Annotated in this window: 12 protein-coding genes; 4 read left to right on the forward strand and 8 right to left on the reverse strand. The window is 46.5% G+C overall.

Features of this window, described 5'->3' with window-relative positions:
• Positions 1–5 precede the first annotated feature (5 nt).
• Complete coding sequence (gene ilvD, locus VTH8203_RS12530; protein ID WP_096993977.1) at positions 6–1,847, forward strand: dihydroxy-acid dehydratase; 1,842 nt, start codon at positions 6–8, stop codon at positions 1,845–1,847.
• Between the two features lie 5 nt (positions 1,848–1,852).
• Positions 1,853–3,391, forward strand: a complete 1,539-nt coding sequence (gene ilvA / locus VTH8203_RS12535; RefSeq protein WP_096993978.1) for a threonine ammonia-lyase, biosynthetic — start codon at positions 1,853–1,855, stop codon at positions 3,389–3,391.
• Between the two features lie 31 nt (positions 3,392–3,422).
• Here the strand turns inward: ilvA and punR are convergent, their stop codons facing one another.
• Positions 3,423–4,322 carry a DNA-binding transcriptional activator PunR gene (punR, locus tag VTH8203_RS12540; protein ID WP_096993979.1) on the reverse strand — a complete coding sequence of 300 codons (900 nt, stop codon included), beginning with the start codon at positions 4,320–4,322 and terminating at the stop codon, positions 3,423–3,425.
• Positions 4,323–4,461: 139 nt separating this feature from the next.
• Here punR and punC point away from each other — a divergent pair, with 139 nt between their 5' ends.
• Positions 4,462–5,667, forward strand: a complete 1,206-nt coding sequence (punC, locus tag VTH8203_RS12545; RefSeq protein ID WP_096993980.1) for a purine nucleoside transporter PunC — start codon at positions 4,462–4,464, stop codon at positions 5,665–5,667.
• A 38-nt stretch (positions 5,668–5,705) separates the two neighbouring features.
• Here the strand turns inward: punC and VTH8203_RS12550 are convergent, their stop codons facing one another.
• Complete coding sequence (locus VTH8203_RS12550; protein WP_096993981.1) at positions 5,706–6,482, reverse strand: transporter substrate-binding domain-containing protein; 777 nt, start codon at positions 6,480–6,482, stop codon at positions 5,706–5,708.
• A gap of 92 nt (positions 6,483–6,574) precedes the next feature.
• Here VTH8203_RS12550 and VTH8203_RS12555 point away from each other — a divergent pair, with 92 nt between their 5' ends.
• Positions 6,575–7,318 carry an amino acid ABC transporter permease gene (locus VTH8203_RS12555; RefSeq protein WP_096993982.1) on the forward strand — a complete coding sequence of 248 codons (744 nt, stop codon included), beginning with the start codon at positions 6,575–6,577 and terminating at the stop codon, positions 7,316–7,318.
• A gap of 56 nt (positions 7,319–7,374) precedes the next feature.
• On the opposite strand, the gene glmU is transcribed toward VTH8203_RS12555, so the two are convergent.
• The 6 genes from glmU to atpH all read right to left on the reverse strand — a co-directional run bounded on the left by glmU (position 7,375) and on the right by atpH (position 13,766).
• A complete protein-coding gene (glmU, locus tag VTH8203_RS12560; RefSeq protein ID WP_096993983.1) occupies positions 7,375–8,736 on the reverse strand; it encodes a bifunctional UDP-N-acetylglucosamine diphosphorylase/glucosamine-1-phosphate N-acetyltransferase GlmU in 1,362 nt (453 codons plus the stop codon).
• A 153-nt stretch (positions 8,737–8,889) separates the two neighbouring features.
• Positions 8,890–9,312 (reverse strand): F0F1 ATP synthase subunit epsilon, encoded by a 423-nt coding sequence (locus VTH8203_RS12565; RefSeq protein WP_096993984.1) that lies wholly within the window; start codon positions 9,310–9,312, stop codon positions 8,890–8,892.
• An 18-nt stretch (positions 9,313–9,330) separates the two neighbouring features.
• Positions 9,331–10,734 (reverse strand): F0F1 ATP synthase subunit beta, encoded by a 1,404-nt coding sequence (atpD, locus tag VTH8203_RS12570; RefSeq protein WP_096993985.1) that lies wholly within the window; start codon positions 10,732–10,734, stop codon positions 9,331–9,333.
• 35 nt (positions 10,735–10,769) lie between these two features.
• Positions 10,770–11,636, reverse strand: a complete 867-nt coding sequence (atpG, locus tag VTH8203_RS12575; protein ID WP_096993986.1) for a F0F1 ATP synthase subunit gamma — start codon at positions 11,634–11,636, stop codon at positions 10,770–10,772.
• Positions 11,637–11,677: 41 nt separating this feature from the next.
• Positions 11,678–13,219 (reverse strand): F0F1 ATP synthase subunit alpha, encoded by a 1,542-nt coding sequence (atpA, locus tag VTH8203_RS12580; protein ID WP_096993987.1) that lies wholly within the window; start codon positions 13,217–13,219, stop codon positions 11,678–11,680.
• A gap of 13 nt (positions 13,220–13,232) precedes the next feature.
• Positions 13,233–13,766, reverse strand: coding sequence for a F0F1 ATP synthase subunit delta (gene atpH / locus VTH8203_RS12585; protein WP_096993988.1), 534 nt, complete (start codon positions 13,764–13,766; stop codon positions 13,233–13,235).
• Position 13,767: the final 1 nt, after the last annotated feature.

A 13,767-nucleotide genomic window follows, 5' to 3' on the forward strand; every position in this document is an offset into this window, starting at 1 on the left:
GTACAATGCCTAAATATAGATCAGCCACCACAACTCATGGTCGCAACATGGCTGGTGCTCGTGCACTTTGGCGTGCAACAGGTGTCAAAGAGGAAGATTTCGGTAAGCCAATTATTGCTGTTGTAAACTCGTTTACCCAGTTTGTTCCGGGTCACGTTCACCTTAAAGATCTTGGCCAACTGGTCGCCAAAGAAATTGAAGAAGCGGGCGGCATCGCCAAAGAGTTCAATACCATTGCCGTTGACGATGGTATCGCGATGGGTCACGGCGGTATGTTGTACTCACTACCTTCACGTGAACTTATTGCCGACTCTGTGGAGTATATGGTCAACGCCCACTGTGCAGACGCTATGGTGTGTATCTCCAACTGTGACAAGATCACTCCGGGGATGTTGATGGCTTCAATGCGCCTGAACATTCCAGTGATCTTCGTGTCTGGTGGCCCGATGGAGGCTGGGAAAACTAAGCTTTCTGATCAGATCATCAAACTCGATCTGGTTGACGCCATGATCCAAGGTGCTGATCCTACGGTTTCTGACGAGCAAAGTGAGCAAGTTGAACGTTCAGCTTGCCCAACTTGCGGTTCTTGCTCAGGCATGTTTACTGCTAACTCGATGAACTGTCTAACAGAAGCGTTAGGTCTTTCTCAACCAGGTAACGGCTCACTACTTGCGACTCACGCAGACCGTGAAGTACTGTTCAAAAATGCTGGTAAGCGCATCGTTGACCTGACTAAGCGCTACTACGAGCAAGATGATGCAACGGCCCTTCCACGTAACATCGCGACCAAAGATGCTTTTGAGAACGCGATGGCGCTTGATATCGCTATGGGTGGTTCAACCAACACGGTGCTTCACCTATTGGCAGCCGCACAAGAAGGTGAAGTAGATTTCGATATGGAAGATATCGACCAAATGTCTCGCCGTGTCCCAAACCTGTGTAAAGTGGCTCCTTCAACCCCTAAATACCATATGGAAGATGTTCACCGTGCTGGTGGGGTGATCGGTATTTTGGGTGAACTTAATCGCGCTGGTTTGCTTAACAATCAAACTAAGACCGTTCTAGGTCTTACCATGGAACAACAACTCAATCAGTACGACATCATGTTGACAGATTCCGAGGAAGTTAAGTCGTTCTATCGCGCAGGTCCTGCTGGTATTCGCACTACTCAAGCATTCTCGCAAGGTTGTCGCTGGGATACCTTAGATGATGATCGTGAGAATGGCTGTATCCGTACAAAAGACAACGCCTACAGCCAAGATGGTGGACTTGCCGTGCTCAAAGGTAATATCGCTTTAGACGGCTGTATTGTTAAAACCGCTGGTGTAGATGAAAGCTGTCTTGTATTCCAAGGTCCCGCTGTTGTTTTTGAAAGCCAAGAAGATGCGGTTGATGGCATTTTAGGCGGCAAAGTAAAAGCGGGCGATGTTGTGGTTATTCGCTACGAAGGGCCAAAAGGCGGTCCAGGTATGCAAGAAATGTTATACCCAACGACATACCTAAAATCGATGGGCCTAGGAAAAGAGTGTGCACTTCTCACTGATGGTCGATTCTCTGGCGGTACTTCGGGTCTATCTATCGGTCACGCCTCTCCTGAAGCGGCCAATGGCGGCACAATCGGCCTTGTTAAAGATGGAGACACCATTAGCATTGATATCCCATCACGCAGCATCACATTAGACGTTGCTGATTCTGAACTTGCTGCTCGACGCGCAGAACAAGACAAGCTGGGCTGGAAACCAGTAGATCGCGAACGTATCGTTTCGCTAGCACTTAAAGCTTATGCCAACCTTGCCACCAGTGCAGACAAAGGTGCGGTGCGCGATAAGTCGAAACTCGAGGGCTAACAGCGATGAGTGCAGCAGATAATCATCCTGAATCTGGCGCAGAATATCTGCGCCAGATACTCAGAGCTCCGGTTTATGAAGTGGCGACCGTAACGCCACTTCAAGACATGCCAAGACTGGCAGCACGCATCGGTAACCAGGTACAAATCAAGCGCGAAGATCGCCAGCCGGTACACTCGTTTAAGTTGCGTGGTGCCTACAACATGGTGGCTAACCTAACCGATGAGCAGAAGCGTGCTGGGGTGATAGCCGCATCAGCGGGTAATCATGCTCAAGGCATGGCACTCTCAGGCACTAAATTAGCTATCAATACCACCATTGTCATGCCTAAAACGACTCCAGATATCAAAGTAGAAGCCGTTCGTGGATTTGGGGGTAACGTGGTTTTGCATGGCAGCAACTTTGATGAAGCCAAAGCCGAAGCTCAGCGTCTGTCCGAAGAAAATGGCTACACCTTTGTACCGCCTTTCGATCATCCACTAGTGATTGCTGGACAAGGCACGATTGGTATGGAGATGCTGCAACAAAACGGGCATCTCGACTATATCTTTGTTCCAGTTGGCGGAGGCGGTCTTGCCGCAGGTGTTGCCGTGTTGGTTAAACAGCTGATGCCTGAGATAAAGGTCATCGCTGTTGAACCAGAAGATTCTGCGTGCCTTAAAGCGGCGTTGGATGCTGGAGAGCCAGTGGTCCTCGATCAGGTCAGTATGTTTGCAGATGGTGTTGCGGTAAAAATTATTGGTAATGAAACCTTCAGGCTGTGCCAAAAGTACATTGATGGCCACATTACCGTTTCCAGTGATGAAATCTGCGCTGCAGTAAAAGATATCTTCGAAGATACTCGCGCTATTGCCGAGCCATCAGGTGCACTGGCACTCGCTGGTCTGAAAAAGTTTGCAGAGAAGAATCAACTACAAGGCAAGCAGCTAGGCACGGTACTGTCAGGTGCTAATACCAATTTCCACGGTTTGCGTTATGTCTCTGAACGGTGTGAACTCGGTGAAAAACGTGAGGGTATTCTCGCGGTGACCATTCCAGAGCGTCAGGGCGCCTTTTTCGATTTCTGTCGTATTATTGGCGGCCGAGCGGTTACTGAGTTCAACTATCGCTATAATGATGACAAATTAGCCAACATTTTCGTCGGTGTGCGTCTCGTCGGTGGTCAAGAAGAACTGGATGGCATCATTAGCGATCTCAGAGCAAGTGGCTACCCTGTGGTTGACCTTTCTGATGATGAAATGGCAAAACTGCACATTCGCTATATGATTGGTGGCAGACCGTCTAAACCGCTTAAAGAGCGCCTATACAGCTTTGAATTCCCAGAGTATCCAGGAGCGCTACTTAAGTTCTTAAGTACACTAGGAACACATTGGAATATCAGTTTATTCAATTATCGCAACCAAGGCGCAGATTACGGACGCGTTTTGTGTGGTTTTGAATTAGAAGACAGTGATTTGAACGAGTTCTCTGCTCACCTGAGAGAACTAGGCTATCAGTGCAAAGATGAGACCGATAATCTGTCTTATAAATTCTTTTTGTCTTAATCAGAAAATGGGAAGCGACAGCTTCCCATTTTTATTTCAACCAATCGTGATACAGCTGGTCTTCATCTCCTAGATACTCCACCATCCAATCCAAAAGATTATGATTATCGTGCTTTCTCCACACCAAGCAGCACTCACTTGGGGTTTGGGCATCTTCGAGAGTTCGCTCCACCAGCATGCCATAATCGATAAGTGGTTGAGCAATATGTCTTGGCATATAACCAATGCCCACATTTTTCTTCAAGCACTCAATAGCAGTAAACCAATTAGGCAGTAATAGCCGTCGTTGTTGCGGGTAGTGTTCATTGTGACGTTTAGGTAATACTCGCGACGTGTCATCAATGCATATAGCCGTATATTGACTGACAAAATCTTCATCCAAACGCTCCTGGTGGGCGCATGGATGCGAAGGAGACATGACCAAAGCCCAATCTAAGCTACCTATTTTCTTTACGCCATATTCACCACTAACAGGAATCGCACTTGTCGCGCCGATCACGATATCCGCTCGTTGTTGGGAGATCGCCTCCCAGGAGCCGTTATAGACCTCCATATTGATCTGCAGCTCGGCAAATTCAAACTCTTGATAAAAGTTCTCTATCAAATCAGAGAGTTTATCTACTCTAACCACATTGTCTAAGGTCAGCTTTAAGCTATTTTGCCACCCGAGAGCGGTACGTCGTGTCTGATGCGTCAGTTCATCCATTTTGCGCAGCATTTGCCGAGCTTCTACCATGAAGACTTCACCAGCCGCGGTTAATTCAACCTTTCTTGGAAGACGAGTAAACAGTTTTACACCGAGCTCTTGTTCAATTTGCCGCACGCTGTAGCTAATCGCTGAAGGCACCTTATGGAGCACATCGGCAGCGGCACTGAAGCTTCCTAGACGAGCAACAACGTCTAGCATTTTTAGTGATGAGCGAGAGTACATACTTTAGCTTTCAAAATTTTTGATAGATAACCACAAAATATAGCGTTTTATTTTTATAAGATCCAAAAATAGAATACACGCCATCAGCAGTATGGGCTGGCGCCAATTCATTCCTGTGAAAGTATTTCAAGGAATAACAATGAAAATAACCAAACTACAACTCAGCTATCTTGCGATATTATCCATGTTGGGCTTCATTGCTACCGATATGTATTTGCCTGCGTTTAAACTTATCGAGCAAGATTTTGCTACCGGACCAGAACAGATCGCTCTGTCATTAACGGTCTTTTTAGTCGGTATGGGTCTTGGACAGTTCTTATGGGGACTTGCCAGTGACCGTTTTGGACACCGCAAAACGCTCTTTGCCGGACTCATTATCTTTACTATTGCCTCTATCGGCTTAGCCTGGAGCCAAGAAGTATGGCAATTGTTGGCACTGCGTATGCTGCAAGCGATTGGTGTTTGTGCTCCAGCCGTGATTTGGCAATCTATGGTGATCGACAAATTCGATAAAAGAACTAGCCAGCAAATCTTCGCTACGATCATGCCTCTTGTTGCCTTGTCTCCAGCACTAGCGCCGCAACTTGGTGTGCTATTAACAGATTTATGGGGATGGCACAGTATCTTCGTCGTATTAGCGATTACAGGTGCCCTATTAGCCGCGATCACCTTATCGATGAAAGATCATAAAAAAGCACAGCGTCAACGATCATCGGTAGGCGCTGATCTTAAGAGTCTATTCGGATCACGTGAATACGTGGGTAACGTAATGTTGTTCTCTGTCGCTTCTGCGGCGTTCTTCGCTTACCTAACAGGTATGCCCGAAATCATGAGTCAACTTGGTTATTCAGCCAAAGACATCGGTTTAAGCTTCATCCCACAAACTATCGCATTTATGCTTGGTGGTTACATGGGCAAGAAGTTAGTCGCTAAGTTAGGTGATGACGTGGTACTGAAACAGCTACTAGGATTGGAAACGGTCGCTATACTGTTGGTATTTACAGCGTGTCAGTGGGAGCTCACCAGTGTATGGCCAATCCTAGCACCTTTCTGCTTGCTAGCAGTTGCAAACGGCGCTTTGTATCCGATTGTAGTGAACCGTGCCCTATCAAGCGCACCACATTGCTCAGCAACGGCCGCAGGATTGCAAAACAGCGTACAGATTGGTATTAGCAGTTTAGCCAGCGCTCTTGTTGCAGCATTTGCAGTGTTCGCTCAATCAGCGGTTGGTTATGTGATTCTTGGTTGTTTAGCCTTAATGTGGGTCGGTTACCTGATTGCCACACCGGCACTAACCGAAGAGCTAACGATACCAGATAACTCTCGAGTCGTAAGCGACGAGTAATGAAAAAATGGGCGAGTGAATCGCCCATTTTTCTTGTATTACAGGCTTTGTAATCCCCACTTTTTCGCGGTTTCTTCAAAGAAACCCTGTGTCTTTTTCAGCTCCACCCAATGATTCACATAGTTAATCCAAATCTGGTCACTTTGCGGTAGTAGCATCGAAATAGGTGTTGGCTTTCGAGGGTCTTTCACGGGCACAATGGCAAGTTGCTTAAACTTGGTGACTAACGTTGCTGCTTCTACATTTGAGGTCACAGACACATCAGCGCGACGTGCGAGTAATTCTTGGAAATCACGAGCCGGCGCTTCAATAACAATGTGTTCTGCATCAGGGAAAAAGTCTTTCACCATCTTCTCTTGTACTGTGCCTAGTGTGGCCGCTACTTTAATATCAGGTTTGTTAAAATCTGCCCAATCAGAGAACTTCTCTAAGTCTTTCTTTTGGACAACAGGAACAAATGCTAGATAGAAATAGGGCTGACTGTATCCCGCCACTTTGGCACGAGACATATTCAGAGAGGCACTGCCCGTTATATCGTATTTGTTAGCGGTAATGCCATTCACCAACGTTTTCCAATCCGTCGCCACATATTCCACTTTCACACCAAGATCTTTGGCAAGCTGTGTCGTCACATCAATATCGAAACCTCGATACGAATTGGTCGCTGGATCTTTCATGGTCATGGGGTTCCAATCACCTGTTGTCCCCACGCGCAATACACCAGAATCCAAAATCTTTTGCAGACGACTCGTTTCCGCTGCGACCTGACCGATAGAAAGAAAAGTAATAATAAAGCCCAGAATCCACTTCTTCATTGAATAGTCCCTAAAATTATTAAACATTAGTGGTACATACTTGATAACATAGCAGTAACAGATGGATTTTTCAGAAATAATTAGGGACGATTGTGAGCTATCGACTACTTGCTGTTGTTTTATGTCTGCCACTACTAAGTGGTTGTTCTGACTATGAGTGGGGCTGGTATGTACTCAACCCTTCAACGGAACAAGGAAAAACTAACCTCGGTTTCCTATTAGCGGGATTTAAAGACACCATCTATGTCTCCTTGCTCAGTATGGTATTTGCTATGCTGTTAGGTCTGCTTGTCGCCTTTCCAGCCTTGTCAGAGAAGCCTTGGCTGCGCGCTATTAATCGAATCTATGTCGAAGTGATTCGCTCCATACCGGTTCTCGTTTTGTTACTGTGGGTATACTACGGCATGCCCACATTATTAGACATTTCTCTCAATCATTTTTGGGCCGGAGTGATAGCACTTACTATCGCGGAAAGTGCCTTTATGGCAGAGGTGTTTCGTGGCGGTATTCAGGCAGTGACCCGTGGTCAGCATGAGGCAGCTGAGTCACTTGGCCTCAATTATTGGCAGAAGATGCGACTGGTTATCTTACCGCAAGCTTTTCGTCAGATACTACCGCCACTGGGTAACCAGTTTGTCTACATTCTCAAAATGTCATCATTAGTAAGTGTTATCGGGCTTAGTGACCTGACTCGAAGAGCGAACGAGTTGGTTGTAAATGAGTACTTACCTTTAGAAATCTATACTTTCCTCGTTCTCGAGTATTTAGCATTAATTCTGTTGGTATCACAAGCTGTGCGCTGGCTTGAAAAGCGTATTGCGATTCCAAGCCACTAACAATAAGTTCAGAGAGACAAAAAGGGCCTCAATGAGGCCCTTTTTAATGAAGGAGACTATTTCTGCTTGGTTGGACGCTGCCAGCCTGAAATTTTGCGCTCTTTTGCACGAGTAATCACTAACTCACCTTCAGCGACATCTTTAGTTAACGTGGTACCCGCACCAATCGTCGCCCCATCAGCGATAGTCACAGGGGCAACCAGTTGACTGTCAGAGCCGACAAAAACGTCATTGCCAATCACCGTCTTAAACTTATTCGCCCCATCGTAGTTACAAGTGATAACACCTGCACCAATGTTAGTACGCTGGCCAATGTCGGCATCACCTAGGTATGTTAAATGGTTCGCTTTCGAGCCTTCACCTAGACGAGCATTTTTCACTTCAACGAAGTTGCCAACGTGAGCGTCATTTCGTAGCTCTGCTCCAGGGCGTAAACGCGTAAATGGACCAACCGTACACTCTTCACCGATTGTCGCGCCTTCGATTACGCTGTATGGACGTACGATGGTATTGTCGTCAATTTTACAGTCTTTTAGCACACAACCCGTACCGATAACGACGTTATCACCAAGCGTGACACTCCCCTCAATGATAACATTGGTGTCAATCTCTACATCCATACCACACTGTAGCTCGCCACGAAGGTCAAAACGAGCTGGGTCGCGTAACATCACTCCCTGCTCGAGCAGCTTCTGTGCTTGCATGGATTGAAAGGCTCGCTCTAAACGCGCTAGCTGGGCGCGGTCGTTAACCCCTTCAACTTCAATCGGATTTGCGGGGTGAACCGCTTCTACCGCACGACCTTCATTATGAGCGGCGGCAATCACGTCGGTCAGGTAATACTCACCTTGCGCGTTATCATTGCTAAGACCAGATAACCAGCGCTTTAGATCCCCCCCGGTAGCCACCATCACACCGGTATTGATCTCTTTAATGAGCTTTTGCTCTTCCGTTGCATCTTTCTGCTCAACAATAGCGACTACTGGACCATTCTTACGCACAATACGGCCATAACCCATCGGGTTATCAAGGACAACGGTTAACAGTGCAATACCACCGGTGGGTTGAGCATCGAGTAGGTTTTCAATGGTCTCTTCAGAAATAAGCGGAACATCACCATAGAGAACAAGTACTTTTTCATCATCAGCAAAATGTGGAGACGCCTGATCGACAGCATGACCCGTCCCTAATTGATCCGCTTGCAGCACCCAATTTACCTGCTCTTGCTGCAAAGCCGCTTGCATCATTTCACCACCATGACCATACACTAGGTGGATATTCTGAGAACCTAAGCTTTCACAAGTGTCGATGACATGTTTTACCATCGGTTTGCCAGCCAGAGTATGCAATACTTTAGGTATGTGGGAGTACATGCGGGTTCCTTTCCCCGCAGCAAGAACGACTGCACTAAATTTCATTATTATTGAACCATTGACGTTAATTAAGCTAACGTCATTCTAGCGATGAATGCCAGCAGTGTTAAATAGATTGGAAAAATTTCTGATAAAAATTAAGCAAAAAGGCGACCCTAAGGTCGCCTTTTTCATCGCGGTTAGTTCAGTTTACCTGAATTAACGACGTTTTTTTGTCAGCTCGATTACTCGTAGCTGAGCAATGGCTTTAGCCAGTTCACTGGCCGCTTGCGCGAAGTCCATGTCGCCATGCTGATTCTGGATATGCTCCTCAGCTTTGCGTTTGGCTTCTTCTGCCTTAGCTGCGTCTAGTTCCTCGCCACGGATAGCAGTATCAGCCAGTACTGTAGCAGTACCCGGCTGAACTTCTACGATACCACCAGAGACATAAATGAACTCTTCTTTACCGTATTGAGTAACGATACGCACCATACCAGGCTTGATAGCGGTCAGCAGCGGTGTGTGTCCATGGTAAATACCAAGTTCACCTTCGCTACCGGACACCTGAAACGTCTCAACACGACCTGAGAAAAGTTTTTTCTCCGCGCTTACTACGTCTAGGTGAAAGGTTATTGCTGCCATATCGCCTCCTAATTAGCCTTATAGCTTCTTCGCATTCTCGATAGCATCGTCGATAGTACCGCAGTACATAAACGCTTGCTCTGGAATGTCATCGTAGTCACCAGCTAGTAGACCTTTGAAGCCACGTAGAGTCTCTTTAAGAGGTACGTAAACACCTGGGTCGCCAGTAAATACTTCTGCTACGTGGTAAGGCTGAGTTAGGAAACGTTCAATCTTACGAGCACGAGATACGACTTGCTTATCTTCTTCAGATAGCTCATCCATACCTAGGATCGCAATGATGTCTTTCAGCTCTTTATAGCGCTGCAGCGTCTGCTGAACACCACGTGCTACATCATAGTGCTCTTGACCAACAACAAGTGGGTCAAGCTGACGAGATGTAGAATCTAGTGGGTCGATCGCAGGGTATAGACCCATAGCTGCGATGTTACGGTTAAGTACAACCGTTGCATCCAAGTGCGCGAACGTCGTTGCAGGAGACGGGTCAGTCAAGTCATCCGCAGGTACATATACAGCCTGTACAGACGTGATAGAACCTGATTTAGTTGACGTGATACGCTCCTGTAGAACACCCATCTCTTCTGCAAGAGTTGGCTGGTAACCTACCGCAGATGGCATACGACCTAGAAGGGCCGATACCTCTGTACCTGCAAGTGTATAACGGTAGATGTTATCAACGAACAGTAGTACGTCACGACCTTCGTCACGGAACTTCTCTGCCATTGTTAGACCAGTCAGGGCAACACGTAGACGGTTTCCTGGTGGCTCGTTCATCTGACCGTAAACCATTGCTACTTTTGATTCTTCAGGCTTCTCAACGTTTACAACGCCCGCTTCCTGCATTTCAAAGTAGAAGTCGTTACCTTCACGAGTACGCTCACCTACACCCGCAAATACGGATAGGCCAGAGTGTTGAAGTGCGATGTTGTTGATAAGTTCCATCATGTTAACGGTCTTACCTACACCTGCACCACCGAATAGACCGATTTTACCACCCTTAGCGAATGGGCAAACCAAGTCGATTACTTTAACACCAGTTTCTAGAAGCGCAGTCTCGTTAGATTGCTCTTCGTAGCTTGGCGCTTCACGGTGAATCGCATAGCTTTCTTCTGCACCGATCTCACCACGCTCGTCAATCGCATCACCAAGAACGTTCATGATACGACCAAGCGTCTTAGTACCTACTGGTACTGAGATTGGCGCGCCTGTGTTTACTACTGTTACGCCACGACGTAAACCATCAGAGCTACCCATTACGATACAACGAACTACGCCACCGCCTAGCTGTTGTTGAACTTCAAGAACAAGACGCTCTTTAGAGTCCGTTACGTTTAGAGCGTCGTATACACTTGGTACGTCACTCTGCGGGAACTCTACGTCGACTACCGCACCGATGATCTGTACGATCTTACCTGTAGCCATCGTTAATCCTCTAATCTATTTCGTTTTACCTAAGCTTAAACCGCAGCTGCGCCGCCAACGATTTCTGATAGTTCTTGTGTGATAGCCGCTTGACGCGCCTTGTTGTACACAAGCTCTAGATCATCAATCAAGTTGGTCGCATTGTCCGTTGCAGCTTTCATTGCAATCATTCGAGCCGCTTGCTCACAAGCAAGGTTCTCTACCACACCTTGATACACTTGAGATTCGATAAAACGAAGCAATAGTGCGTCTAGTAGTGGTTTTGGCTCAGGCTCATAAATGTAGCCCCATGAATGTTCGCGCTGCATCTCTTCACTGTCAGATTTAGGCAGAGGTAGCAATTGATCGATCGTTGGTTCCTGAATCATAGTGTTAACAAAGTGGTTATACACTACGTACAGGCGATCCAATTCGCCTTCGTCATACTTCTTCAGCATCACACCAACAGTACCGATAAGGTCTTCTAAGCTAGGCTCATCACCCAAACCCGATACCTGTGCCGATACTTTTGCGCCGCTGTTGTTAAAGAATGCTGTCGCTTTTGAGCCAATCACAGCTAGCTCAACTTCAGCACCTTTTTGTTTCCAATCCTGCATCTCTAAGACAGCTTTTTTGAACAAGTTAATGTTCAAGCCGCCACAAAGACCACGGTCGGTAGAAATAATGACATAACCAACACGCTTGGCTTCACGCTCTTCTAGGTACGGATGTTGGTACTCTAGATTTGCGTTAGCCAAATGACCGATCACTTTACGCATAGTTTCAGCGTATGGACGAGAAGCTTCACGCGCATCTTGCGAACGACGCATTTTTGAAGCTGCTACCATTTCCATCGCTTTCGTAATTTTCTGAGTGCTTTTCACACTACCGATTTTATTACGTATCTCTTTTGCGCCGGCCATCGTTACTCTCCATAAGTGGTGACCAAAAGGTCACCCACCAATTACCAAGTCTGAGTTGCTTTGAAATCGTCAGTCAGTTTCTTAAGCTGAGCTTCGATATCATCGTTGTAAGCACCCGTAGTGTTGATCTCTTTTGCAAGATCAGCATATTGACTGTGAGCATACGATAGAAGCGCTGCTTCGAAGTCTAGAATCTTGTTGATTTCAACATCATCTAGGTAGCCGCGCTCAACAGCAAAGATAACTAGTGCTTGGTCAAATACAGACATAGGAGCGTATTGTTTCTGCTTCATTAGTTCTGTAACTTTTTGACCGTGGCTTAGCTGACGCTTAGTTGCATCATCTAGGTCAGATGAGAACTGTGCGAACGCTGCTAGTTCACGATAAGCCGCTAGTGCAGTACGGATACCACCAGATAGCTTCTTAATGATCTTAGTCTGCGCTGAGCCACCTACACGAGATACTGAGATACCTGGGTCAACAGCTGGGCGAACACCCGCGTTGAAGGCTTCAGTTTGTAGGAAGATCTGACCATCGGTAATCGAGATTACGTTTGTCGGTACGAATGCAGAAACGTCACCAGCTTGAGTTTCGATGATAGGAAGAGCAGTTAGAGAACCAGTCTTACCTTTCACTTCACCGTTAGTGAAACGTTCTACGTACTCTTCGCTTACACGAGCTGCACGCTCTAGTAGACGTGAGTGGAGGTAGAATACGTCACCTGGGAATGCCTCACGGCCTGGTGGACGTTTAAGTAGTAGAGAGATCTGACGGTAAGCTACCGCTTGCTTAGATAGGTCATCATAAACAATCAGAGCGTCTTCACCGCGGTCACGGAAGTATTCACCCATTGCACAACCTGCGTATGGCGCTAGGTATTGCAGTGCAGCAGATTCTGAAGCAGATGCTACAACCACGATAGTGTTTTGTAGTGCACCGTGCTCTTCCAGTTTACGCACAACGTTTGCGATAGTAGAAGCTTTCTGACCAATCGCTACGTAGATAGAGAAGATACCAGAGTCTTTCTGGTTGATGATTGCATCGATCGCCATCGCGGTTTTACCGATCTGACGGTCACCGATGATAAGTTCACGCTGACCACGACCGATTGGGATCATTGAGTCAACTGACTTATAACCAGTTTGTACTGGCTGATCAACCGATTTACGGTCGATTACACCAGGTGCAATCACTTCTACTGGTGACGTAAGCTTCGCTTCAATTGGACCTTTGCCATCGATTGGCTCACCTAGTGTGTTTACAACACGACCAAGCATTTCAGGACCAACTGGAACTTCAAGAATACGACCAGTACCTGTTACTTTCATGCCTTCCTTAAGGTCAGCATATGGGCCCATTACTACCGCACCAACCGAGTCACGCTCAAGGTTAAGTGCTAGTGCATAACGGCCACCCGGTAATTCAATCATTTCACCTTGCATCACGTCCGCTAGGCCGTGGATGCGAATGATACCATCGCTTACCGATACGATAGTACCTTCATTACGAGCTTCACTCACAACATCGAAAGATTCGATACGCTGCTTGATTAGGTCGCTAATTTCTGTGGAATTAAGTTGCATGCTCCAATCCCCATCAAGACTGCATTGCTTCACTCAGTCGGTTCAAACGACCGCGTGCTGAGTTGTCAATTACCAGATCTCCGGCTCGAATAATAACCCCACCAAGTAGGGTCTCATCTACACTGCAATTCAGCTTAACTTTACGCTCAAGACGCTTTTCAAGTTTGTCACTGATCGCTGCACGTTGCTCATCGCTTAGATCCGATGCTGAAATCACTTCAACATCAATTTGTTTTTCTAGCTCTTTTTTGAAAGCTACAAATTCATCTAAAACGCATGGCAAAGCGGCTAGTCGACCATTTTCAGCCATTACTTTAATCAAGTTTTGACCGAATTCATCAAACTGTTCACCACCAACAGCAATAAAGATATCCGCGACTTTTTTCGCAGTAATAGACCCTGATAACAGGTCTGCAATATCTTCATTTTTGGTGATTTCAGCGGCAAAAGTTAGCATCTCAACCCATTGGTCTAATGCTTGCTTTTCTACCGCAAAGTCAAATGCTGCTTTAGCATAGGGGCGTGCGATTGTAGTCAATTCAGACATA

It is taken from the genome of Vibrio thalassae (assembly GCF_900089835.1).
In the GTDB taxonomy this organism is placed as follows: Bacteria; Pseudomonadota; Gammaproteobacteria; order Enterobacterales; family Vibrionaceae; genus Vibrio; species Vibrio thalassae.